The sequence below is a fragment of the Ruegeria sp. CDSC051 genome (assembly GCF_059610665.1).
Map to the genome: position 1 here is coordinate 110230 of NZ_JBXWOC010000009.1, position 22958 is coordinate 133187.

Genomic DNA, 22958 nt, shown 5'->3' on the forward strand with positions numbered 1-22958 from the left:
AGACAACGTTCCGACGGAGGACATCATGGCGACAGAACCCGTATACGAAGAGGTGGCCGGCACCTGCGTTGACTCTCATGGGTCGGCGATTGGTATGCCTCAGCTTTGCTTCGATTGGTTCCCCAACCAGATTTTCTGGCTGGTCATCACGCTGGTCGTCATCTTTCTGGTCCTGTCCCGCGTGGCTCTGCCCCGCATCGCGGCAATCCTGGCGGAACGTCAGGGGACCATTACAAATGACCTGGCTGCGGCCGAAGATCTAAAGGCCAAAGCGGTCGAGGCTGAAGAGGCCTATAACAAGGCGCTGGCCGATGCCCGTTCTGAGGCACAGCGTATCGCTGCCGAAGCACGCGCCGAAATCCAGTCTGGTCTGGATGACGCGATTGCCAAGGCAGATGCTGAAATCGCTGCAAAAGCGGCTGAATCGGAAAAGGCTATTGCCGACATCCGTGCAGGTGCGCTGGAAAGCATTCAAATCGTTGCCAAGGATACGGCAGTAGAACTGGTTACCGCTCTGGGTGGCGAGGCTGATGCCAAAACCATCAACGGTGCGGTTGACGCGCAGACAAAAGGATAAGTGACATGCGGAACACTCTTGCCCTTATCCTGACATTTGTTGCCGCCAGCCCCGCGCTGGCCGCAAGTGGCCCGTTTTTCTCGCTTGGCAACACCGACTTTGTGGTTCTGCTGGGCTTCATCGTTTTCATCGCAGTCCTGTTCTACTTCAAGGTCCCGGGCATGATCGGTGGAGCGCTGGATAAGCGTGCCGAAGGCATCAAGTCCGAACTGGACGAAGCTCGCGCCTTGCATGAAGAAGCGCGCAGCCTGCTTGCCTCGTACGAGCGCAAGCAACGCGAGGTTCAGGGTCAGGCGGATGCCATCGTGGCCGCCGCAAAGGAAGATGCGGTTCTGGCAGCTGAGCAGGCCAAGGTCGATCTGGAGAAATCCATCGCGCGCCGTCTGGCGACCGCGCAGGATCAGATTGCATCGGCTGAAGCGTCGGCTGTCAAGGAAGTCCGCGATCAGGCCATCACCGTTGCTATTTCTGCAGCCAATGCTGTGCTGGCCAAGCAGATGACCGCCGCGCAGGCCAACAAGCTGATCGACGCATCCATTGTGGATGTGAACGAAAAGCTTCACTAAGAAAATTCCGGCCCGGCAGCACATCTGCCGGGTCCGGACATTGGGCTGCGAATATCGCACCCCGCTTCCCGATTTGACCGGGGACCGATTGTCTGCGTTACATATTCGGAAACACTCCAACCAATTTTGCGCCCGTGCGACGGCATATGCCGAAACCGGGCTGGATAAGAGCCCTTTATGACCGAATTGCCGACGATCAGTGTCGTTATTCCCAACCTGAACTGCGTCGATTTCATCGAACGGACAATCCTCTCTGTGCTTGAGCAGGAATATCCCAAGCTGGACCTGATCCTGTCGGACGGCGGTAGCACCGATGGTTCGATGGAGGTGGTCGAAAAGTACCGGGATGCGTTTTCACATATCATCTCGGGCCCGGATACCGGGCAGGCCAACGCTGTAAACAAAGGCTTTGCAGTGGCCACGGGCGACGTAATGGGTTGGATCAATTCGGACGATGTTCTTATTCCCGGCGGCCTTGCCACGGTAGGATCGCTGTTTGCGTTGAACAAAAACATGAATTGGATGACCGGGCGGGTCACGTGCATTGACGAAGAAGACAATGTCCTGACTGTACGGCGCCCAAAGCCCGTTTCACGGGTAAGACTGCTTGCCGGGGATTATCAGTGGGTTCAGCAGGAATCGACCTATTGGCGGCGTGACCTTTGGGATCAGGTCGGGGGCCAACTGAACGAGAACCTCAAGCTTGCCGTCGACGGAGAGCTATGGCTGCGGTTTTCGCGACATACCGATTTGGTGCCCGTGCATGCTCAGGTCGGGGCTTTCCGGTTCCGCAAGGGCCAGCGGTCCGAAGCGGCTGAGGCTTACCATTCGGAAATGCTTCAGGCGATTGAGGTCGAGCGTCAGGCGCAGAGCCGGTCGGATGACCTGATCGGGGCGATATTGGACACGCCGTTGGAATTGCGCTCTCGGACCGAAGCTGAAGGGTTGTTTCCGTCGCTGTCCAGTCAGGACCCGAAGGCAATGAAACGGCCAAATTTGTGGGTTCACAGTCTTAAGCGGCGGTTGAACGGAATTTAAACCTCAAGGCCCTGCTGTTTCTTGCGCCTGCTGGTCCACCACACATAGGCCGCCAGGAGAGTGATTGCGATTTCGATCTTGAAGGTCCAATGGCTTAGAAAAGATAAAATCCAATGAGAATGCGTGGCCTGAACAACCACCAGCGGGTGGGTGAATTCGGAAATTGGCCAAGCCCATGCCACTTCGCCAACAATCGAATCCAAGGTCATATGCACCAGACCCCCGGCGCCGAAGGCTGCAGTAATGAGTCCTGCGCGCGGGAATCTTAGCCGCAGCAGCAGGCCGAGCGTCAGGATGCCGAGCCAGATCAGAGGGCGGTGTGTGAGGTATTCGTGATGGTGGTGGCTGCGATTGTCTACGAAATAGAACCACAGCAAATCGATATCCGGGGCGATGGAACCAATCATCGCAGCGGCAAACGCAGCTTTATCCAATCCGGGCGTCGCAGTGCGAAAGACCAGATACGCACCAGGTAGGTGCCCAATGAACATCAGTGCTGTCCTGTCTCATGGTCCAGGCGCTGCTGCGCAATGGCTTCGTTCCGCAGGGCTTTCTGGTGGTCTTCCATGCAGATGCGAACAAAGCCCAGATGCTCCTGGACTGCAACGCGCGCCGCCTCAGGGTCGCGAGCCTGCAGCGCTGAATTGATTTCCCGGTGCTGATCCAGAATGGCGTCTCGCGTCGTACGCTGTCGGAACATCATCTGCCGATTGTAGAAGACACCCTGTCGTAGCAGGTCAAACATCGACCGCATCATATGCAGCATGACCACGTTGTGACTGGCCTCAATGATGGCCATGTGGAACTGCGCATCCAGATGGGCCTCTTCCTCGGCCGCATTGCGGGCATGGGCGGCCTCCATCTTGTCAAAGATCGCCTGTACGACCTTCAGGTCGCTTTCCGACCCCAGTCTTGCCGCGCGTTCTGCTGCAAGCCCTTCCATGTCCCGGCGGAAGGACAGATAGTCGAAAACCGCCTCGTCATGGCTGCTGAACAACCGGATCAGAGCCGGTGAAAAAGCCGAACCTAAGACTTCGGCAACATAGATTCCTGACCCCGCCTTGGCTGTCAGCAAACCCTGATGCTGAAGATCAGAAATCGCTTCGCGCAGTGAGGGGCGTGAAACGCCCAGACGGTCGGCCAGTTCCCGTTCTGCAGGCAAACGTTCTCCCGGGCGCAGAATCCCGCGCAGAATCAGCAACTCGATTTGTTTGACCACCGCAATGGACAGCTTTTCAGTTTGGATCTTTTGGAAGGGCATGGCGGCGCGTTTTCGAAATTGGTCAATTCATATGACCACGTATCCGGGCCTGGTTCAAGCAGGGGGGTGGAGTTGAATTTAGGTCAGCAATATTGACATTATAAAATTTGCACCTAGGGTGGGTCGCAACAGGGCAGGAGGAGGCCAAGGATGACCCAGAATCTGTTTGCAACGCGGGCGTCCCGGATGAAAGCATCGGAAATCCGCGAGTTGTTGAAACTTCTTGATCAGCCGGGAATCATCTCGTTCGCGGGCGGCATCCCAGACCCAAACCTGTTTCCCACCGAGGCCTTTGCCCAAGCTTGTCAGGCCGCTTTGAGTGCTGGGCCGCAGGCGCTGCAATATTCAGTCAGCGAGGGCTATGTTCCATTGCGCGAATGGCTTGTGCAGCATATGCGCGAGATCGGCGTCGATTGTAGTGTCGATAACATCCTGATCACCTCGGGATCGCAACAGGCCTTGGATTATCTGGGCAAGCTCTATTTGTCGCCAGAGGATACTGCGTTGATCGGCTGGCCGACCTATCTGGGGGCGATCAACGCCTTTGATGCCTACGAGCCCCGGTTCGACCGTCTTATGCTTAACGGCAATAGAGGTGCCGCCGAATATTCCGAAGCTGCTGGCGAGGGCGCGGTCAAATTCGCTTATCTGTCGCCTGATTTCGCAAATCCAACCGGTGAGACCGTTGACCTGCGTGGTCGAGAATACCTGCTGGATCTTGCCGATGATCTGAATATAGCGGTGATCGAGGACGGCGCCTATCAGGCTCTGCGCTATGAAGGAGATGCCATCCCTCCGGTTTTGGCGTTAGAACAGGCGCGAAAAGGGTCGATCGAGGCCTGCCGTACGATCTATTGCGGTAGCTTCTCGAAAACGCTGTCTCCCGGTTTGCGCGTTGGCTGGGTGGTGGCCGCCAAGCCCATTATCTCGCAACTGGTATTGGTCAAGCAGGCGGCGGATTTGCATTCGCCCACGTTGAACCAGATGGCGGTTGAGCAGGTAGCTCACGCGCATTTTGACACGCACATCCCGCTTTTGCGCCAGACCTATGGTGCCAGACGCGATGCTATGCTGGATGCGTTACAACAGAACATGCCCGATGGCGTTCAGTGGACGCATCCCCAGGGTGGTATGTTCATCTGGGTGACTCTGCCTACTGGTATGAACGGGGCAGACCTGCTGGCCCGTGCGCTCGACACAGTGAAACTGGCCTTTGTACCGGGTCGGGCCTTTTTCGCAGATGGCTCGGGCGCCAATACGATCCGGTTGAGTTTCTCGAACTCGGATGAGGATACGATCCGCGAAGGTATTCGCCGCTTGGGAATAGTACTTAGGGCCTGAGCGAAGGAAAGGTTCTGTTAACCAGTTTTGGCAATGATGCGGATATGATCCGGATTTTGTCTTTTCTGATGCTGGCAGCATGTTCGGCCGGGACCCCCCACTTTCGCGATGTTCAGGCGACGCGTATCGCTGTGAATGGCAGCGTATTTGATGTTCGCGTGCGCGGAGATCTGGCCGAAGCCGTTCGGGTTAATTTGCAATACGCTCCGCGTCTTGGCCCGATCCGCGAACGAGCGGCCATGGCGATGGCTCAGGTCTCGGGATGCCCGATACTGGATGTCCTGGGCGACGCGGCCGTGACCGTTGGCGTTTTGGGTTGTGACCGCGCCATGGGCAAGCGGTTGCTGCTGACGGCGGTTTCAGTCCCGAATTACGAATGCATTGATACCGGGCTGTTTCAAGACCTTGGTGACGGCGACGGCTATCAGGTCTTTGAGTGTACAGCCTACTGAATCGCGCTTTTTCTTGCGGATTTAGGCAAGATGTTGTGGATAAGTGGACCATATATCCCATATCCTGCGCGACTCCGTTGACTCACCCCCAATCCGTTGCGCAGACTTCGAAGGTATAGGAATCACGGGACCCATTGCCTTTGCGCTTTAGCAAACTCAAACTCACCGGCTTCAAAAGCTTTGTTGATCCGACCGATCTGATTATCGCGGATGGGTTGACCGGTGTTGTGGGGCCTAATGGTTGTGGCAAATCCAATCTGCTGGAAGCTCTGCGTTGGGTGATGGGGGAAAACCGACCCAAATCCATGCGCGGTGGCGCGATGGAAGATGTGATTTTCGCCGGGGCCGCCACGCGGCCGGCCCGCAATTTTGCCGAAGTTGTGTTGACCATGGACAACTCCGAGCGGCTCGCGCCCTCGGGTTTCAATGACAGCGACCAGCTTGAGATTGTCCGCCGCATCACCCGAGATGTCGGCAGCGCCTATAAGACCAATGGCAAGGATGTGCGGGCGCGTGATGTGCAGATGTTGTTCGCCGACGCGTCAACGGGTGCACATTCTCCGGCGCTGGTCGGACAGAACCGCATTGCCGAACTGATTAACGCCAAACCCCGCTCTCGCCGCCGCATTCTGGAAGAGGCGGCCGGAATTTCGGGCCTCTATCAGCGCCGACACGAGGCCGAGTTGAAGCTGAAGGGTACCGAGGCCAACCTGACCCGTGTGGATGACGTGCTGGAACAACTGGGCGGACAGCTGGCGCAGCTGGCCCGTCAGGCGCGTCAGGCCGCCCGCTATCGCGAAATCGGAGAGCAGCTGCGCCAAGCCGAAGGCATGTTGCTCTATCGTCGCTGGAAAGAGGCCGACATGGCCCGTCAGCAGGCCGAGGAAAAGCTGCGCGAACGCCTGACCGAGGCGTCGCGCGCCGAAGCTGATGCACGCTCAGCCGTCGCCAATCGGGCCGAAATCGAAGAAACCCTGCCGCCCCTGCGCGAGGAAGAGGCCATTGCCGCCGCCGTCCTGCAGCGCCAACAGGTGCAGCGCGATCAGCTGTCGGATCAGGAAACCCGCGCCCGTCAGACGATTGAGACATTGACCAATCGCATTCAGCAGCTTGGTAACGATATCGAGCGCGAGGCCGGGCTGAACCGCGATGCGGGGCAGATGATCGAACGGCTGGAATGGGAAGCTCGTGAATTGGCCAAAGCTGCCGATGGCCACGACGAAAAAGTCGCCGAGGCAGCCGAGGTCGCGCGCGAAGCGGCCTCTGTCCTGCAAGACCGCGAAGACCACTTGTCACAAGAGACTGAGGATATGGCGCGTCTGGTTGCGCGCCACCAGTCCGGCCAGCGATTGGTCGACGACAGCCGCAAAACGCTGGCCAGGTCGGAAGGTGAAGAGGAAAAGGCCCGCGCAGCGGTGGATGAGGCGAAAACAGCCCTGACCCGCGCCGCCGAGGCATTTGAGGCCGCGCAAGAGGGTGAAGAAGAGGCTCGCGAGGCCTCTGAAGCCGCCGAAGAGGCACTGGCCGCCGCTGACGAGTTACGCAATGAAACCCAGGGCCGCGAGGCCGAGGCGCGTGCGAAAAGATCCGAAGCTGAAGGTGAGCTGGGTGCGATCCGCGCCGAGACCACAGCTCTGGCCAAGCTGGTTGAACGGGATACCGCAGAAGGCGGGCAGGTGCTCGACATGCTGCGCGTGGAACCGGGCTATGAAAAGGCGTTGGGTGCTGCGCTTGCCGACGATCTGAGGGCGCCGTTGGTCGAGGGCGACGGGCCATCAGGCTGGGTTCCGGTGGCGGGTTACGATGCCGATCAATCGCTGCCCGATGGGGCCGAACCACTGGCCTTGCATGTATCCGGTCCTGATCGCCTCAGCCGCCGGATCGCGCAGATTGGTTTGGTCGATGCGGATCAGGGCGCGCGGTTGCAGGCATCGTTGAAGCCGGGCCAAAGGTTGGTGTCGCGTTCCGGCGATCTGTGGCGGTGGGACGGGTTCCGTGCCTGGGCCGAGGATGCGCCAAGTGCGGCCGCCCTGCGGCTTGAACAGCTCAACAAACTTGAGGCACTGAAACAGGAACTGGCCCGGACCGAGGCGCAGGCCGACGGGGCCCGCGCCGCGCACGAGACGCTGTCGCAACAACTGGCCGACGTGACCGAGGCTGACCGCCGCGCCCGCGAGGCACGCCGCGCCGCCGATCAGCGCATGGCTGAAACCGCGCGTCTGCTCAGCAGGGCCGAGGCCGATCGCAATCTGGCGCAGGGCAGGCTGGAAACGCTGGCGCTTGCCGTTGATCGCCACAAAGAGGATGCGATGTCCGCCCGCGCCCAACTGCGCGAGGCCGAGGGCGCCTTAACCGGTCTGGGCAATCTCGACAATGCCCGCGCGCAGGTCGAAGACATCAAACAGACGGTCGAGGCGGCGCGGATCACGATGCTGACTCACCGCTCGTCCCATGACGAGCTGCGCCGCGAGGGCGAGGCCCGTACCCGCCGTACACAAGAGGTCACCAAAGACCTCAGCGGTTGGCGGCACCGCCTGGACAGCGCCGAAAAGCGGATCTCGGAACTGGCCGAGCGCAAGGAAAGTTCCGAGGAAGAGCTATCCGAAGCGATGGCTGCTCCGGGCGAAATCGCCGAGGCGCGTGAAGAGTTGAACGAATTGATCGAAACTGCCGAAGCCCGCCGGGCCGAGGCCGCCGACAAGTTGGCTGCCGCCGAGGCCCGCCAGCGAGAGATTGTGCTGGCTGAGCGCGAAGCGGAACGTCTGGCTTCGGAGGCGCGCGAAAGCCGCGCCGCCGCTGAGGCGCGCTGTGATGCAGCCAAAGAGGCCGTATCGGCAGCGGCCGAGCGTATCGCTGAGGATCAACAGCTAACCCCGAACCAGTTGCTGAACCAGCTGGATGTGAATCCCGACCAGATGCCGGCTGCCGATGCTCTTGAGGCCGAGGTCAACCGCCACAAACGCCAGCGCGATGCAATGGGCGCGGTGAACCTGCGTGCCGAAGAGGACAGCAAAGATGTTCAGGAAGAATTCGACACGCTGAACGGCGAAAAGGCCGATCTCGAAGAGGCGATCAAAGCGCTGCGCAGCGGCATCTCCAGCCTCAACCGCGAAGGACGCGAACGGCTACTGACCGCGTTTGAACAGGTGAATTCGAACTTCGCCATGTTGTTCAAGCATCTCTTTGGTGGTGGCGAGGCCAATCTGGTCATGGTCGAAAGCGACGACCCGCTGGATGCCGGCCTTGAAATCATGTGCCAGCCGCCGGGCAAGAAATTGTCGACGCTCAGCCTGCTTTCGGGCGGTGAACAGACCCTGACCGCGACGGCCCTGATCTTTGGCGTCTTTCTGGCGAACCCGGCTCCGATCTGTGTTCTGGACGAGGTCGATGCGCCGCTGGATGATGCCAACGTGACCCGGTTCTGCGACCTTCTGGACGAGATGTGCCGCCAGACCGACACACGGTTCCTGATCATTACCCACCACGCGGTGACCATGGCGCGGATGGATCGTCTGTTCGGCGTCACTATGCAAGAACAGGGTGTCAGCCAACTGGTTTCGGTCGACCTGAAGAAAGCCGAACAGATGGTCGCCTGACCTCTCACTGCAACGTTATGAGCGGTTTCGTAAGAATTGGGTTAGGCTGCTGCCATGACCCGTTTCCTGATCATCGCGCTACTGACTGCTACCCCTTTAGGGGCCGCGGAATGGACGACCAAGCCCGATGACGTCCCTCTGACCCAACAAGAGTTGACGGCGCTGGCGGGTCGGACGCTGACCTTTTATGATGACGGGCAGTCGCGATACTCGGCTGGCGGGGCCTATTCCTATACCTATGCCAGCGGAGAATCCGCGTTCGGAACCTATTCCATCGCGGAGGATGGCAGTATCTGCGTGCAATACAGAAACGGGTTCGGTCGATGTGATCTTTATGTCCTGAGTGCTGGACGCCTGATCCTGATCACGGAAAAGGGAGAGCGTTTCCCGGTACGGCCCGAGTGACATTCAAGAAACCGCGGCAACTATTGAAATTGATCTGAATATGTGGGTTTTTGGTGGTCATTTAATCGTAATATTTCAAAATTAGATGGGGATCAGGGGCGAAATCTCACCCCGCGTTGTTGTAAGTTCCCGTATCAACAACGGATCAAAAGAGGCGGGTCGATGTGCAGATTTCTGGCTTGGGCGGGTGCGAAACGGTTTCTGGACGAACTTGTTATGGACCAGGAACAGTCGCTGGTGCATCAAAGCAGAAACGCCCTGATTGGCAAAACGCCGATCAACGCGGATGGTTTTGGGTTGGCCTGGTATTCCGGACGCGAAACGCCGTGTTTTTACAAAGACACCAACCCGGCTTGGTCGGATGCCAACCTGAAACAGTTGACCCATCACACGAAATCGCACCTGTTCCTGGCGCATGTACGTGCCTCAACGGGGACTGCCACGTCGCGGAACAACTGCCATCCCTTTGGCTGTGGTAAGTGGAGCTTTATGCATAACGGGCAGGCCGGCGGCCATGACCGTATCCGCCAACAGCTTGACGGGATGATACCTAGCCACCTGTACGATCATCGCCTTGGCGCAACTGAAAGCGAGGCGATTTTTCTGATTGCCCATGGCGAAGGGTTGGACGCCGAACCCATCGCCGCGATGGAGCGTGCGGTGCACCGTGTCGAGGTGCTTGCCCGCGCCAAAGGAAGCCTACCCCATATGCGCTTTGCCGCCTGCTGGTCCGATGGAGATCGCCTGTTTGCTGCGCGCTATGCCTCGGACCGTTTCGCACCCAGCCTGCATTACAGGCCCTGCGATGATGGGATCATTATCGCGTCTGAGCCGCTGGATGCGAAGAATGGCGATTGGGCCGAGATCCCGGCAAATACCGCCATCGAAACACGCGGCGATAGGCTGCAGATGCATGTGTTTGAGCCGAACGGGCGATCTTTGGACGCCGAAGTCGCCTAGATCGCCGTATCGAAGAGCGACTAGAGCCGGTTCAACAACTCAGCCGTTGGCCAGGCATCCGCAGGCAGGCCTAGTCGTGCTTGCTCTGACTGGACAGCCGCGCGGGTCCCTGCGCCCAGAATCCCGTCGATCTTGCCCACATTATGGCCGCGCGCCTGCAGCTTGCTTTGCAGCTGCTTCATCTGTGCACCCGATAAGCCTTGGGCCGCGTTGCCCGCGTCATAGACCTGCGCCCCTTCAAGCCGGGTGCCGAAATAGGCTGCGGTCAGCACATAGACAAAGCTCTGATTCCATTCGAAATACACATCAAAATTTGGATAGGCCAGAAAGGCAGGCCCGTTATGCCCTTGCGGTAGGATCAGCGAGGCGGGCAGGTTGGTGAGGGACCCGTTGCGTGCCTGAACGCCCATCGCCTGCCAGTCAGAAACCGAACGCGGTTTGCCCGGGCCCGATAGCGACCAATCCATCCGTGCGGGTACGGTGACCTCTTGCAGCCAAGGCTGCCCCGGTTGCCAGCCCAGATGCGACAGCATCTTGGCGCCCGACATAAGCGCATCGGGCGCAGAGGTCTTTAGCGAAACCTTGCCGTCACCATCGCCATCGACCCCGTTTTCCAGAATGTCTCGGGGCAGCATCTGCACCATTCCAATCTCGCCAGCCCAGGCACCTGACGTGCGGGCCGGGTCGAAATTTCCCCGGCTGTACAGCTCAATCGCAGCGAACACCTGAGGCCGGAACAATTCTGGACGACGGCAATCATGCGCCAGTGTCACCAGCGCATTGCGGGTGTTGAAATCCCCCTGAAACGACCCGTAATCCGTTTCGAACGCCCAAAATGCCAACAGCACCCCGCGCGAGACACCATATTGTTGCTCGATCCGGTCAAACACCGCGTCGTATTTGCGCGACATGGCCTGACCCCGGTCGATCCGGTTTTGTGAAATCAGGTGTCGCGAAAAATCAATGAACGGTTTCTGGAACACGCCCTGTGCCCGGTCGGCTTTCAATACCGCGTTGTCTTGTTGCACACCTTTGAAGAAGGCATTGACGGTGGATTTGTCAAAGCCTTGCTGAACGGCTTCGGCCTTCAACCCCTTCACGAAGGAATTGAAACCCCCGCCACATTGGGCAAACGCAGGTGAAGCAAACAAGGCGGCGGCAACAAGGCCGGAAAGAAAACGCATGGACAGGTCCGTCAGATTATGAAGCTGACCCCAACCCACACTGACACGAGGCCAAGCGCAAGCCCCCATATCCTCCAAAGCATGTCACATGCGCGGAAAACCTCTGGCGCGCCGATGTCGCGCGGGGCCTCGCCGTTGACCCAGGCCAGATCACGGAGCTTTCCGTCATAACTGCGCGGCCCGGCAAGGGCCACGCTCAGTGCGCGTGCCATTGCCGCCTCGGGCCAGCCAGCATTGGGAGAGATATGGCGGCGCGCATCGCCGACCATCTCGCCCCATCTGGCCCATTGGTTTGACAAGATGACGATTAACAGAAAGGTCAGTCGCGCGGGGATCAGGTTGAGGAGATCGTCCAACCGCGCAGCTGCCCATCCGAAATCACGGTATTTATCCGTGCGATAGCCGACCATGCTGTCGGCGGTATTGATCGCCTTGTAGACCAGAAGCCCTGGCAGGCCACCCACCAGAAACCAGAAGGCCGGCGCGATGACTCCGTCGCTGAGGTTTTCAGCCGCGCTCTCGATCGCGGATCGGGCGACCTGTGCTTCGGTCATGTCCTTGGTGTCGCGTGACACGATCATGGCGACCTTCGCGCGCCCATCGACCAGCGAGGTCTGCAAACCCTCGCCAACAGCGCGGACATGTTCCACCAGCGATTTTTGTGCCAACAGCACAGCGCAGATAATGGTGCCGATGATCGGGCCAAGCAAAGACAGAAGCCCCCCAAGCCCAGCGGCACCTGCGACCAGCAGCGCGGCAACAGCTATGCCCTTGAGGCGACGGTACGAGCCATGGTTCAGGCGGTCGTCAAGCCACCCGATGAGTTTACCGATCATGACGGCGGGGTGCCCGACGCGCGACCACAGCCAATCCGGCTCGCCCAGGGCCGCATCCAGACACATGGCGCAGACCAGGATAAAGGCGGTGCTCACAAGGCCGCCTCAAGCCGCGCCCAGCCATCTGCCGGTGGCAGGCCAAGGCGCAGATAGGTTTGCGAATAGGGGAATACACGACTCCAGATATGTGCGCGGGCCAGACGGTCTTGCCAGGCACTGGCGTCGTCGACCTGATAGAGCCGGAACAGGCTGGTGCCGCCGATCAGCTGCGCGCCTTTCTGCGTTACCATCCGATCCATCCGAGCGGCATCGGCCGCCAAAAGCAGGCGGGCCTCGTCAGCCCAAGCCGTGTCGCGCAACGCTTGCTCTCCGATCCGCAAGGCGGGACCTGAGACCGCCCAAGGCCCGGTCAGATCGTTCAAACGTGCGATCAGATCGGAGCGTGCGATGGCAAATCCCAGCCGTAGCCCCGCCAGCCCCCAGAACTTGCCAAAGCTTTTCAGCACGATAACTCCGGGCCGGTCGGCAAGATGGATCAGCGAGGCATCGGGCGTGACGTCGCAAAAGCTCTCGTCGATAATCGTCAGGGGGGCATTCACATCGTTCACGCTCCAGATGCGCCCATCTGGGTTGTTGGGGTGCACGATCACGCGCGCCTCGACTGGGCCGGAGTTCTGTAGCGTCCAGCCCTGCGCGGCAAAGGCGGCGGCATGTTCGTTATAGGTCGGAGTGGTAATCTGAACCCGGCCGGTTGCAGCCAACGCAGGAATGCGGGCGATCAGAGCAGATGCGCCGGGTGCAGGCAGGATCTCTGCTCCCTCGGGAACTGACCAGAAACTGCGGGCCGCATCGGCCAGCCGTTCAAATGCGCCATGGTCGGGCAATTCCATCCAATCCGATGGGGTGAGCCCGGCAACTTCGCATGGAACCGGATTGATTCCGGTGGACAGGTCGATCCAATCGGTTCGCTTGCCGCCATAAACTGACATGGCCCCATCCAGCCCACCGCCATGGTCCCGAGCGGCCCGCGGATTCAAATCTCTATTTTCGCGCGCCATCGGGCCCCTCGCCGGAATCACCAAATTTTGCCTGTTTCAAGCGGATTTTTGCCAGTTTTACAAGCAAATCCGCGTGATCAGGGGCGTGCTCCGGCTCGGTTAACACTTTGTTAATGAATTGGCGTGAACACAAACCTTAGGGGTCGGCACCACTCACCATATATGTGCCGAGGTTGTTGAGAATGAATGTATTGATTGTTGAGAGTAACCCCGATTTAGGTCGGGTTTGGAAAAGGCATCTTGAACGCCAGGGTGCCGATGTCACGCTTGTGGCCGGTCAGGAGGATGCAATCCTCGCCCTGTATGGGGCCGAGTTTGAAATCATCGTTCTGGATTTGGTGCTGGAGACCGGCAGCGCTTTGGCCGTGGCAGACTTTGCCAGCTATCGCAGGCCCGAGGCTCGTGTGATTTTCGTGACCAACACCACTTTCTTTTCGGATGGCTCGATCTTTGCCCATAGCCCGAATGCCTGCGCTTATGTGCAAAGCGGCACGCCGCCAGAGGATCTGGCGGCGATGGTTGAGCATTACGCGGCGGGGCGCTGATCGCGCCCATGGGGCTCCAGATAGTTCAGGATCGGGTTCGTCGGGATGATCCGGTGCGGGTTAATGCTCTCATGGCTGTAGTGATAGTGGCGCACGATATGGTTTAAATTCACGGTTCGCGCAACACCCGGCCACTGGTACAGCTCGCGGGTATAGGCCCACAGGTTGGGATAGTCGATCAGACGCCGCCGGTTGCATTTGAAATGCAGATGGTAGACCGGGTCGAACCGGATCAGCGTGGTGAACAACCGCCAGTCGGCCTCGGTGATGCGGTCGCCCATCAGATAGCGGCTGGTGGACAGCCGGTCTTCGAGCCAGTCCAGCGTGTCAAAGAGCGGGCCAACGGCTGCGTCATATGCCGCCTGGCTGGTGGCAAAGCCGGATTTGTAGACCCCGTTATTGATGTCGGAATAGATGCGGGCATTAACCTGTTCGATTTCGTCACGCATCGCCTCGGGCCAGTAATCATCGGTATTCCCAGTGATCCCGTCAAAGGCCGAGTTGAACATCCGGATGATTTCCGAGCTTTCGTTCGAGACGATGGTTTCCTGTTCCTTGTCCCACAGGATCGGAACGGTTACGCGCCCCGAATAGGTCGGGTCAGCCTTGGTATAGATTTGGTGGGCATAGTCCATTCCGTACAGTACGTCGCCCGCCGCCCCGTGTTCGTCGGTTGCAAATGTCCATCCCTTGTTCAGCATGTCGGGGTGTACGACCGAAACCGGGATCAGATCGGACAGCTCTTTCAGTTCGCGGAATATCAGTGTCCTGTGGGCCCAGGGGCAGGCATGGCTGACATAAAGATGGTACCGGTCAGGTTCGGCTTTGAAGCCGTCCGTGCCCGAGGGTCCGGCGCTGCCATCAGCGGTCAACCAGTTGCGAAATTGCGCCGCGCTTCGCTTGAAGGCGCCGCCTGTGGATTTGGTATCATACCATGTATCGTGCCATTTGCCGTCGACCAATAGGCCCATGCTTTGATCCTCCGTAATGCGGTTTCCCGGAACATACGCTTTGAAGGGAACCGATCCTATGCGAGCCGCCGCGCATTGTGCCTGCGTTTTCGCACAGGTTGGAATGGGATTTCCGTGCAACAGGTTTGGATTCGACCGCGTTGAGTGATCGGCTTCACTGGATTTTTACAGTCTACGTTCCAAAATAGAGTCCGCTGCGGGGGAGTTTTGATATGAGTACCTATGTTTCCAAAGAAATCAGCGCCGAATTGGATGCTGCGCGAATCGCGAGTCTGAAGAAAACCAGCCGGCTTCGTGTCGAATTGGGTGACAATACCTACAAAATTCTCCGATTGTGGAAGGATGGCTTCACCGTAGAGGCCGCGACCACGCCTCGATTGCGCGGTTTGGTCGATATCTACGATGGCGCGCGTCACTTATATCAATGCCTGATCATTGCCGATGAGTGTGAGGCAGGCGAAATGCGCTATGAATTCAAGCGCAGCACGGCCGCCTCCGACAAGGCCCCATTGGATTTCTATCGATCTCCGGACGCGCCCATCGCGCTGCTTGGAAACAAGGACTAGGCTTTTGCCCATCGGGTCTGCCGATGGGCATCCCGCTATTGCAGATCGGAAAACGCGTGTTTCAGCCGTTTGCTGGCCTCTTCGACACGCCCGCGTTGCGTCGCAAGATTGAACCGCTCGAATGTCTCTCCGCCCGCACCAAAGCCGGGGCCGGGCGAGGTGGCGATTTTTGCATCCTCGCGCAGACGCCGGGTAAATTCTGCGTGGTCCATTCCGGTGCCCGAGAAATCAATCCAAGCCAGATAGGTTGCCTGTAAGGGCATTGACCACAGGCCAGGGATTTCTGCGATTGCAGCGTCAAAGATTTTTCGGTTGCTATCAAGATGGGCGATCTGTTCATCCACCCAAGCGGCCCCTTCAGGCGAATAAGCAGCGGTGATCATTGCGACTCCCAATGCGCTGGGGTCATAGTCCAGTGTCTGGATTCGGTGACGCATCGCAGCGCGCAGGTCCGGGTCGGGGATGATCATATTCCCCGTCCGTTGACCGGCGATGTTGAAAGTCTTGGACGCTGCCGTCAGTGTCACGGTCCAGGGCCGCGCATCCGGCGCGGCGACATCCATCGGAACAAAGGTCGTGCCGGGATAGACCAGATCGTGGTGAATCTCGTCCGAAACCAGAATAAGGCTGTTCCGTTCCGCAAATGCCGCGACTGCGCGCAATTCCTCTGGCGTCCAGACCCGACCCGAGGGGTTCTGAGGCGAGCACCACAAAAGCATCTTCTCGGTTCCGTCCAGCCGCGACTGCGCGTCTTCCAGATCAAGGCCATAGCCGTCGCCGTCGCGCATCAGGGGGCATTCCACCACGCGCCGGCCCGACTTGTTCACCTTATGTGCAAACTCATGGTAGACGGGTGTAAAGATGACCACTCCGTCGCCCGGACTGGTCCAGACATCGAGGCAGAGCGCAATCGCATTTCCCAGACCCTGCGACGTCAGAATCCAATCAGAATCGATCTCCCACCCGTGGCGGTTCTTCATCCACCATTGGACGGAATTCAGGTAGTCCGGGTGCATCCAGGAATATCCGAAAACACCGTGATCCGCCGCGTTACGCACAGCGTCAATCACACAAGGCGCCGTAGAATAGTCGGAATCGGCTGTCCACATTGCCAGACTGTCATCCGGCGAAAGGCCATACAGCTTTTCAAGCTTGTCCCATTTCGAACTGTTAGTGCCGCGGCGGTCGATCAGGTCGTTGAATGTCATATCTGCTCCATCTGTCCGGATGAAAGCTAGCCGCAAATTCGGCAGGTGCAAGGGGGGCGTTGCGGCTTAGGGCGTGATGGCCTAAATCAACCTCATGAAACGCAATATACTGATCCATCCCGACCCCCGCCTGAAAAAGATCTGCTCTCCCGTAGTGGATCTGACGGACGAATTGCGCCAGCTGGCTGATGACATGCTTGAGACGATGTATGATGCGCCTGGTATCGGGCTGGCAGCGCCTCAGATTGGGATGCTGGACCGGCTGATCGTTATGGACTGTGTCAAGGAAGAGGGCGAGGCTCCACGCCCGCTGATTATGTTCAACCCCGAAGTGGTCGCATCGTCGGACGAGACGAATGTCTATGAAGAAGGTTGTCTTTCGATCCCCGAACAATTCGCCGAAGTCACGCGCCCAAAGATCGTGGACGTGGCTTGGATCGATCGTGATGGTAACGCGCAGCGGGAAACATTCGATGGCCTTTGGGCAACCTGTGTCCAGCATGAGATTGACCACCTGAACGGGAAGCTGTTCATCGATTATCTTAAGCCTATGAAACGCCAGATGATCACCCGAAAAATGCAAAAGCTGAAACGCGAGCAGGCGCGCGAATGACCGTTCGTACCTGCCTGCCATGGCCTGATAAGCGTCTGCGGACTAAAGCCGAAGATATCACCGAAATTACTGACGAGGTTCGTGCCATCTGGGATGACATGATCGACACAATGGAGGCGATGCCCGGCGTCGGCCTTGCCGCACCGCAGATCGGCGTGATGCTCCGGCTGGCGGTGGTCGATGGCTCGACCGAGAGGGGGCGGGCTGTGCGGCTGGCAAACCCTGAGATCCTGCACAGATCGGTCGAATTGCGCGAGCATGAAGAAGCCAGCCCAAACTTGCCTGGCGTGTCGGCCAATGTGAAACGTCCCCGGGCTGTGACGGTAAAGTTTCTCAACGAAAAAGGCATCATCGACCGCCGTGACTTTGTCGGGATCGAAGCCACCAGCGTGCAGCACCAGATCGACCATCTAAACGGGCAGATGTATTTCGACAGGCTCAGCAAGGTCAAACGAGACATTCTGCTGCGCAAAGCTAAAAAGCTGGGGTAGGCATGCGGCTGATCTTTTTGGGGACACCCGATTTCTCGGTTCCGGTGCTGGACGCGCTGATTGATGCGGGGCATGAGGTTGCCGCCGTCTACTGCCAGCCTCCGCGCCCAGCGGGCAGAGGCAAAAAGGATCGTCCAACCCCCGTTCATGCTCGGGCCGAGGCATTGGGACTGACCGTTCGGCATCCGGTCTCATTGAAATCAGCGGAAGAACAGGACGCCTTTGCCGCGTTGAATGCGGATGTGGCTGTCGTCGTGGCCTATGGTCTGTTGTTGCCACAACCGATTCTGGATGCGCCTACGCAGGGATGTCTGAACATTCATGCAAGCCTGTTGCCGCGCTGGCGGGGGGCTGCGCCGATCCATCGGGCGATCATGGCGGGTGATGCGCAAACCGGTATTTGCATCATGCAGATGGAGGCTGGTCTGGATACCGGGCCAGTCCTGTTGCGGCGGGCCACCGACATTGGTGCGCAGGAGACCACAGGGCAGTTGCATGACCGGCTGTCTGAAATGGGCGCTTCTCTGATCGTCGAGGCACTGTCCAAACTGCCGAACCTGACGCCCGAGCCTCAACCCGACGTCGGCGTGACCTATGCCGCCAAGATCGACAAGGCTGAGGCGCGTGTTGACTGGGCCAGACCCGCGGTCGAAATTGACCGTCAGATCCGTGGCCTGTCCCCCTTTCCCGGCGCCTGGACCGAGATGAATGGCGAGCGGATCAAGCTGCTTGGTTCCAAATTGGCCGAGGGGCAGGGTGTTGCAGGAGAGGTTCTTGACGACCAACTGAAGGTTGCCTGTGACGATGACGCGATTGAGCTACTGCGCTTGCAACGGGCGGGTAAAGGGGCGCAGGATAGGGAAACTTTTCTGCGGGGGTGGCCGATTGCCGTTGGTACCCGCCTGTCATCGGAGTAGGCCACCATGTTCATGATCCTGATGGGGACTGTCGTTATTGCTGGGATTGTCGGCTATCTGTCCGAGAAATCCGGCTTTACCCATAATGGCATTTTGCAGTCGATCATCATCTGCGTAGGCGGTGCATTCCTGTTCTATTTCGTGCGCATCATGTTTGGGATCAGCTTTGGCCCGCCCGGTCTGGATGCAGTGCTGTCCTCGATCGGGGCGCTGATCATCGTTCCGACTCATTGGAGGAAGTGACATGCCCGTCATCGCCCTGATCGTCATCGGCGCCGCTGCGGGTTTTCTGGCCACCCGCCTGATGCGGATCGAGGCAGATATTCCCACCACCATGCTGATCGGTATCATTGGTGCCTTGGTTGGTGGGTTTCTTCTGCGGGCATTGGTCACGATGATGGGCTGGCTGTCCGGGTTTGTCGGCGCTGTGCTGGGGGCGCTTCTGGTGATCTGGATCTGGCAGACCTATAAGCGCCGCTAAGCCTTGATCAAGGGCGACTGCGTGGCGGGCGGCTTTTGTAGACCGGCAGTGTCCAGCCGAACAGCAGCGATCCTGCCCGCAATGCCCAGCAGATCAGGGCGCATGCGGCAAGCACGGTCAGCTCCTCGAACCCCATCCGGTTGGCAATAACGGCCGCTACCGAGCCTGCAAGGGCGCAAGACACATAAAGTTCACCCTGTTTCAGCACCAGCGGAACCTCGTTGCAGACCACGTCCCGCATCAGGCCGCCAAAGCATCCGGTGGTGACACCCATCAACACCACGATCGTGCCGGATTGGTCCAAGGATAATGCGACGCCCGTGCCGGCAGCTACTGCAATGGACAGGGCGAAACTGTCCAACCAAACCAGCCAGTTATATCGGCTTTCGACCAGATGGGCTGTAAAGAACACAAGCACCGCCGCACTGCAGGCCATCAGGACATAGCTGGGCTGGCCAACCCAGAACACCGGATTCCGATCCAACAGCAGGTCACGCACCGTGCCGCCGCCAACGGCGGTCAGGCAGGCGATAAAGGCAAACCCTACAAGATCAAGCTGCGCGCGACTGGCGACCAATGCGCCGGTCAGCGCAAAAACCAGAACCGAGGCATAATCGAGCAGGTCCAAACCGCTCATGTCTGTGCCTTCGTTGGTTTGAATGGGGCCATGCCTGCGCGGGCAAGTTCATCGGCCTTTTCGTTTTCCGGGTGACCCGCATGGCCCTTGACCCATTCCCAGGTCACATCATGACGCACCTGCGCCTCATCCAGCCGTTGCCACAGGTCGACATTCTTGACCGGCTTTTTGTTCGAGGTTTTCCAGCCGTTCTTTTTCCAACCGAATATCCAGCCGGTGACACCGTTTTTCACATAAGCGCTGTCAGTAATCACGGTGATTTTCGAGGCACGTTCGAGCGTTTCAAGCGCGCTGATCGCGGCCAGCAATTCCATTCGGTTGTTGGTGGTTTCAGCTTCGCCGCCGCTCAGTTCACGCTGTTTCAGGACTGTGTCGCCGTCCATTGCACGCAGCAACACGCCCCAGCCACCCGGGCCTGGATTACCGGAACAAGCACCGTCAGTATAGGCAAACAGTTCAGGCATGGGCCAGCACCAGAATGAAGCCATCGTAAGAACCCGCCAGACCTTTGCCGATCCCGGTCCTAATCCCGTCGATGGTAAAGCCGGCATCTGCCAGGGCCTCCTCGATCTCGGCCTGCGAGAAGTAGCTATAATAGCGATCCAGATGATCGCGATGTTCGCCCGTGCCCAGTTTGAGGCCCAGGAAAAAAACGCCCTGCGGTTTCAGCGCCCGGTGGATGGCCACCAAATGGCGTGGGAAATCCTTGCGGGGCGCGTGCAGCAGCGAGAAGCTGGCGTAGATGCCGTCATATGCGGCCACTTCGGTCACGTCGTCGAAAGTACCCAGATGCGCGTCCACGCCATTGGCGCGCGCATAGTCAACAAAAGCGGGCGTCGCATCCAATGCGCGCACGCTCAGACCCTGACGCAGAAAGAACGCGCTGTCCGACCCGGGGCCCGAGCCCAGATCCAGCACAAGCCCCTGACCGACGGCATCGGCGAATTCCTGACGCGATGTCAGCTGCTCCGGTGGTAGAGGAACCTTGAGGTATTCGGCCACGTTGTTGGTATAGGCGTTGATGGTTTTGGGATCGCTCACAGATAGACTCCGACGGCAAGGCAGGCCAATACGACTGCGGTCAGCAAAATGCGCAACCGCATCCACCAGACCGGTGTTAGCCGCCAATACGAAAAGATGGCATCTAACACCAGTAGCCCGCCAAACCCCCACATCAGATTTGTGCCAGTGCTGACAGGCCCGCTGCCGGTTTTCAGAAAGGCCCACAGGGCGGGTAATGTGGACAGCGCATAACAGGTCGCGGCCTTGCTGCCAGAGGTTTTACTGGAAAACCCCCACAGCACGCCGGACATAAAGCTGAGGATGATCGCGCCATAATACAACTGGATATACGGACCGACAAAACGTGCGCCCAGTGCCTGTCGGCCCCAGTCGTTCAGATCGCCGTTCAGATAGGTCAGCGCGCCCCAGATGAAGGGGATCAGCCCGGCCAACCCCAGAAACAGCGGCGCCCTTGGTATGCCGCTCATGCGGGTTGGCGCAGGACGCGCGGGACTTTGAATTCGACATTCTCGGTCGCTGTTTCGACCATCTCGACCGTCACATCATAATGCTGGCGGAACGCATCGATAACTTCGTTGATCAGAACCTCGGGGGCAGAAGCGCCTGCTGTCAGAGCGATCGAAGAGATACCTTCGAGGGCGCGCCAATCGATATCGGTCGCGCGCTGCACCAGTTGGGCATAGCTGCATCCTGCGCGTGCCGCGACCTCGACCAAACGGCGCGAGTTAGATGAATTCGGCGCCCCCACAACCAGCAGGGCATCTGACTTCCGGGCCACAACCTTGACTGCTTCTTGCCGGTTGGTTGTGGCGTAACAGATATCTTCTTTGTGAGGGCCGACGATAGATGGAAATCGGGTCTGAAGCGCTGCAATGATATCCTTTGTATCGTCAACCGACAGGGTCGTCTGAGTGACAAAGGCCAGTTTGTCAGGGTCGCGGACCTGGACGTCTGCAACGTCTGCAACCGTTTCGACCAGCAAAACCTCTCCTTCCGGTAGCTGTCCCATCGTTCCGATAGTTTCGGGATGGCCCTTATGTCCGATCATGATCATCTGCAGCCCGGCTTCGGCGTGGCGCTGTGCTTCGACATGGACTTTGGAGACCAGCGGGCAGGTGGCGTCGACATAGACCATCTGGCGCTGCGCCGCCGTCGCGGGTACCGATTTGGGAACCCCGTGCGCCGAGAATATCACTGGGCGATCGTCGGGGCAGTCTTCCAGTTCATCGACAAAGATCGCACCTTTGGCACGCAGTCCATCGACCACGAATTTGTTATGGACAATCTCGTGCCGAACATAAACCGGGGCGCCCCATTTCTGCAGCGCCATCTCGACAATCTTTATGGCCCTGTCGACACCAGCACAGAACCCGCGCGGGGCGGCGAGATAGAGGGTCAGGGGGGGCTTGGTCATGTCGCGTTCTCCTTACCGACACAGGTAAGTCTTTTCACGGCCATGGTCCAGTCAGGACAATGTCATTGATCCGACATGGTTCAATGCTAGCCAATAGGTGTTTTCAGCACCTGATCTTTGTTTAAAAAGCGCGGCCAGGGTTTCCCCTGACCGCGCTAATTTTCAACCGAGTTTGCTTTGGGGCCAGTTACTACCCGCCTGCGGCAACGGTGCGCGGTTCCATCGGCATTTCGCGCGGCGGACGACCGATCACGTCGCGGAGATCTTCCAGCTCGATGAAGTTGTCGGCCTGGCGGCGCAATTCGTCCGAGATCATGGGTGGCTGGCTGCGGATGGTCGACACCACAGAAACGCGTACCCCCTGACGTTGCAGGCTTGCGATCAGCGGGCGGAAATCTCCGTCGCCGGAAAACAGCACGATATGGTCTACACGTGGTGCAAGCTCCATGGCATCGACGGTCAGTTCGATATCCATGTTACCTTTGACTTTCCGACGCCCCATGCTGTCGGTGTATTCTTTTGCCGGTTTCGTAACCATGGTGAAGCCATTGTAATGCAGCCAATCAACCAGTGGACGGATGGGCGAATACTCGTCATTTTCAAGTAGCGCTGTGTAATAGAAAGCTCTGAGCATCTTACCGCGGCGCATGAATTCCTGGCGCAGCAGTTTATAGTCAATGTCAAACCCCAGTGCTTTTGCGGCTGCATAAAGATTCGAGCCGTCGATGAACAGCGCTAGCCGTTCGTCTTTATAAAACATAAATAGGTCCTTCCGGTACAAATCAGCGCGCTGCGTGTTACGTGAGTGAGTCTTGGGA

Annotated in this window: 28 protein-coding genes; 15 read left to right on the forward strand and 13 right to left on the reverse strand. The window is 58.6% G+C overall.

The annotated features are described in order from the left end of the window. The first annotated feature begins 25 nt into the window (after positions 1 to 25). The 3 genes from AC2FH0_RS17970 (at position 26) to AC2FH0_RS17980 (ending at position 2181) form a co-directional block, all read left to right on the forward strand. A complete protein-coding gene (locus AC2FH0_RS17970; protein ID WP_271951428.1) occupies positions 26 to 577 on the forward strand; it encodes a F0F1 ATP synthase subunit B' in 552 nt (183 codons plus the stop codon). A gap of 5 nt (positions 578 to 582) precedes the next feature. Continuing rightward, complete coding sequence (locus AC2FH0_RS17975; RefSeq protein ID WP_496690334.1) at positions 583 to 1143, forward strand: F0F1 ATP synthase subunit B; 561 nt, start codon at positions 583 to 585, stop codon at positions 1141 to 1143. Positions 1144 to 1320: 177 nt separating this feature from the next. After that, the gene (locus tag AC2FH0_RS17980) at positions 1321 to 2181 is read left to right on the forward strand and encodes a glycosyltransferase family 2 protein (protein ID WP_496690333.1); all 861 of its coding nucleotides are present in this window, start codon (positions 1321 to 1323) and stop codon (positions 2179 to 2181) included. On the opposite strand, the gene AC2FH0_RS17985 is transcribed toward AC2FH0_RS17980, so the two are convergent. Next, positions 2178 to 2672 carry a metal-dependent hydrolase gene (locus AC2FH0_RS17985; RefSeq protein ID WP_496790021.1) on the reverse strand — a complete coding sequence of 165 codons (495 nt, stop codon included), beginning with the start codon at positions 2670 to 2672 and terminating at the stop codon, positions 2178 to 2180. The two genes, AC2FH0_RS17980 and AC2FH0_RS17985, sit on opposite strands and share 4 nt — an antisense overlap. After that, positions 2672 to 3442, reverse strand: coding sequence for an FCD domain-containing protein (locus AC2FH0_RS17990; RefSeq protein ID WP_142639185.1), 771 nt, complete (start codon positions 3440 to 3442; stop codon positions 2672 to 2674). The genes AC2FH0_RS17985 and AC2FH0_RS17990 overlap by 1 nt, the downstream gene beginning before the upstream one ends. Before the next feature lie 150 nt (positions 3443 to 3592). Here AC2FH0_RS17990 and AC2FH0_RS17995 point away from each other — a divergent pair, with 150 nt between their 5' ends. The 5 genes from AC2FH0_RS17995 (at position 3593) to AC2FH0_RS18015 (ending at position 10196) form a co-directional block, all read left to right on the forward strand. Next, positions 3593 to 4783 (forward strand): aminotransferase-like domain-containing protein, encoded by a 1191-nt coding sequence (locus AC2FH0_RS17995; RefSeq protein WP_496790022.1) that lies wholly within the window; start codon positions 3593 to 3595, stop codon positions 4781 to 4783. Between the two features lie 44 nt (positions 4784 to 4827). Then, complete coding sequence (locus AC2FH0_RS18000) at positions 4828 to 5235, forward strand: hypothetical protein (RefSeq protein WP_271951414.1); 408 nt, start codon at positions 4828 to 4830, stop codon at positions 5233 to 5235. 140 nt (positions 5236 to 5375) lie between these two features. Then, on the forward strand, positions 5376 to 8831 hold the full coding sequence (locus tag AC2FH0_RS18005) for a chromosome segregation SMC family protein (RefSeq protein ID WP_496790023.1): 3456 nt from the start codon (positions 5376 to 5378) through the stop codon (positions 8829 to 8831). A gap of 54 nt (positions 8832 to 8885) precedes the next feature. Continuing rightward, complete coding sequence (locus tag AC2FH0_RS18010; protein ID WP_281973514.1) at positions 8886 to 9236, forward strand: hypothetical protein; 351 nt, start codon at positions 8886 to 8888, stop codon at positions 9234 to 9236. A 162-nt stretch (positions 9237 to 9398) separates the two neighbouring features. Next, positions 9399 to 10196, forward strand: coding sequence for a class II glutamine amidotransferase (locus AC2FH0_RS18015; protein ID WP_271951405.1), 798 nt, complete (start codon positions 9399 to 9401; stop codon positions 10194 to 10196). A 20-nt stretch (positions 10197 to 10216) separates the two neighbouring features. Here the strand turns inward: AC2FH0_RS18015 and AC2FH0_RS18020 are convergent, their stop codons facing one another. From AC2FH0_RS18020 to AC2FH0_RS18030, 3 genes are read right to left on the reverse strand one after another with little or no spacing between them, the layout of a single operon-like run. Beyond that, positions 10217 to 11380: a lytic murein transglycosylase gene (locus AC2FH0_RS18020; RefSeq protein ID WP_496692185.1), complete on the reverse strand. Its 1164-nt coding sequence runs from the start codon at positions 11378 to 11380 to the stop codon at positions 10217 to 10219. Positions 11381 to 11391: 11 nt separating this feature from the next. Further along, on the reverse strand, positions 11392 to 12312 hold the full coding sequence (cbiB, locus tag AC2FH0_RS18025) for an adenosylcobinamide-phosphate synthase CbiB (protein WP_496709619.1): 921 nt from the start codon (positions 12310 to 12312) through the stop codon (positions 11392 to 11394). Beyond that, complete coding sequence (locus tag AC2FH0_RS18030; protein ID WP_496709620.1) at positions 12309 to 13274, reverse strand: threonine-phosphate decarboxylase; 966 nt, start codon at positions 13272 to 13274, stop codon at positions 12309 to 12311. Before AC2FH0_RS18030 ends, cbiB begins: the two co-directional genes overlap by 4 nt. Before the next feature lie 182 nt (positions 13275 to 13456). On the opposite strand from AC2FH0_RS18030, the gene AC2FH0_RS18035 reads away from it, so the two are divergent. Further along, positions 13457 to 13819 carry a response regulator transcription factor gene (locus AC2FH0_RS18035; protein ID WP_271951393.1) on the forward strand — a complete coding sequence of 121 codons (363 nt, stop codon included), beginning with the start codon at positions 13457 to 13459 and terminating at the stop codon, positions 13817 to 13819. Here the strand turns inward: AC2FH0_RS18035 and AC2FH0_RS18040 are convergent. Further along, entirely contained in the window at positions 13801 to 14790 is a 990-nt protein-coding gene (locus AC2FH0_RS18040; protein ID WP_496790025.1) for a glutathione S-transferase family protein, read from the reverse strand. The two genes, AC2FH0_RS18035 and AC2FH0_RS18040, sit on opposite strands and share 19 nt — an antisense overlap. A gap of 212 nt (positions 14791 to 15002) precedes the next feature. On the opposite strand from AC2FH0_RS18040, the gene AC2FH0_RS18045 reads away from it, so the two are divergent. Continuing rightward, complete coding sequence (locus AC2FH0_RS18045; RefSeq protein WP_142639206.1) at positions 15003 to 15356, forward strand: hypothetical protein; 354 nt, start codon at positions 15003 to 15005, stop codon at positions 15354 to 15356. A gap of 35 nt (positions 15357 to 15391) precedes the next feature. Here the strand turns inward: AC2FH0_RS18045 and AC2FH0_RS18050 are convergent, their stop codons facing one another. Beyond that, complete coding sequence (locus AC2FH0_RS18050) at positions 15392 to 16564, reverse strand: MalY/PatB family protein (RefSeq protein ID WP_496707213.1); 1173 nt, start codon at positions 16562 to 16564, stop codon at positions 15392 to 15394. A gap of 94 nt (positions 16565 to 16658) precedes the next feature. Between AC2FH0_RS18050 and def (AC2FH0_RS18055) the strand changes: the two genes are divergently transcribed. Genes def (AC2FH0_RS18055) through AC2FH0_RS18075 form a run of 5 tightly spaced genes read left to right on the forward strand, consistent with a single transcriptional unit; the run spans position 16659 to position 19066 of the window. Then, complete coding sequence (gene def / locus AC2FH0_RS18055) at positions 16659 to 17177, forward strand: peptide deformylase (protein WP_142639210.1); 519 nt, start codon at positions 16659 to 16661, stop codon at positions 17175 to 17177. Beyond that, positions 17174 to 17668 (forward strand): peptide deformylase, encoded by a 495-nt coding sequence (gene def / locus AC2FH0_RS18060; RefSeq protein ID WP_142639212.1) that lies wholly within the window; start codon positions 17174 to 17176, stop codon positions 17666 to 17668. The genes def (AC2FH0_RS18055) and def (AC2FH0_RS18060) overlap by 4 nt, the downstream gene beginning before the upstream one ends. Before the next feature lie 2 nt (positions 17669 to 17670). Continuing rightward, positions 17671 to 18585: a methionyl-tRNA formyltransferase gene (gene fmt, locus AC2FH0_RS18065; protein WP_142639213.1), complete on the forward strand. Its 915-nt coding sequence runs from the start codon at positions 17671 to 17673 to the stop codon at positions 18583 to 18585. A gap of 6 nt (positions 18586 to 18591) precedes the next feature. Further along, entirely contained in the window at positions 18592 to 18828 is a 237-nt protein-coding gene (locus AC2FH0_RS18070; RefSeq protein ID WP_282022238.1) for a hypothetical protein, read from the forward strand. 1 nt (position 18829) lies between these two features. Further along, a complete protein-coding gene (locus tag AC2FH0_RS18075) occupies positions 18830 to 19066 on the forward strand; it encodes a GlsB/YeaQ/YmgE family stress response membrane protein (protein WP_282022239.1) in 237 nt (78 codons plus the stop codon). 7 nt (positions 19067 to 19073) lie between these two features. On the opposite strand, the gene AC2FH0_RS18080 is transcribed toward AC2FH0_RS18075, so the two are convergent. From AC2FH0_RS18080 to AC2FH0_RS18105, 6 genes are all read right to left on the reverse strand, one after another. Beyond that, complete coding sequence (locus AC2FH0_RS18080; protein ID WP_496790026.1) at positions 19074 to 19703, reverse strand: trimeric intracellular cation channel family protein; 630 nt, start codon at positions 19701 to 19703, stop codon at positions 19074 to 19076. Beyond that, positions 19700 to 20167, reverse strand: coding sequence for a ribonuclease HI (gene rnhA, locus AC2FH0_RS18085; RefSeq protein ID WP_281973505.1), 468 nt, complete (start codon positions 20165 to 20167; stop codon positions 19700 to 19702). The genes AC2FH0_RS18080 and rnhA overlap by 4 nt, the downstream gene beginning before the upstream one ends. Further along, the gene (locus AC2FH0_RS18090; protein ID WP_282022241.1) at positions 20160 to 20744 is read right to left on the reverse strand and encodes a class I SAM-dependent DNA methyltransferase; all 585 of its coding nucleotides are present in this window, start codon (positions 20742 to 20744) and stop codon (positions 20160 to 20162) included. The genes rnhA and AC2FH0_RS18090 overlap by 8 nt, the downstream gene beginning before the upstream one ends. After that, positions 20741 to 21193, reverse strand: a complete 453-nt coding sequence (locus AC2FH0_RS18095) for a DUF3429 domain-containing protein (RefSeq protein WP_496678771.1) — start codon at positions 21191 to 21193, stop codon at positions 20741 to 20743. The genes AC2FH0_RS18090 and AC2FH0_RS18095 overlap by 4 nt, the downstream gene beginning before the upstream one ends. Further along, positions 21190 to 22140, reverse strand: coding sequence for a 4-hydroxy-3-methylbut-2-enyl diphosphate reductase (gene ispH / locus AC2FH0_RS18100; RefSeq protein ID WP_271951367.1), 951 nt, complete (start codon positions 22138 to 22140; stop codon positions 21190 to 21192). Before ispH ends, AC2FH0_RS18095 begins: the two co-directional genes overlap by 4 nt. A gap of 190 nt (positions 22141 to 22330) precedes the next feature. Next, the gene (locus tag AC2FH0_RS18105; RefSeq protein WP_142639223.1) at positions 22331 to 22900 is read right to left on the reverse strand and encodes a LabA-like NYN domain-containing protein; all 570 of its coding nucleotides are present in this window, start codon (positions 22898 to 22900) and stop codon (positions 22331 to 22333) included. Between the last annotated feature and the right edge of the window lie 58 nt (positions 22901 to 22958).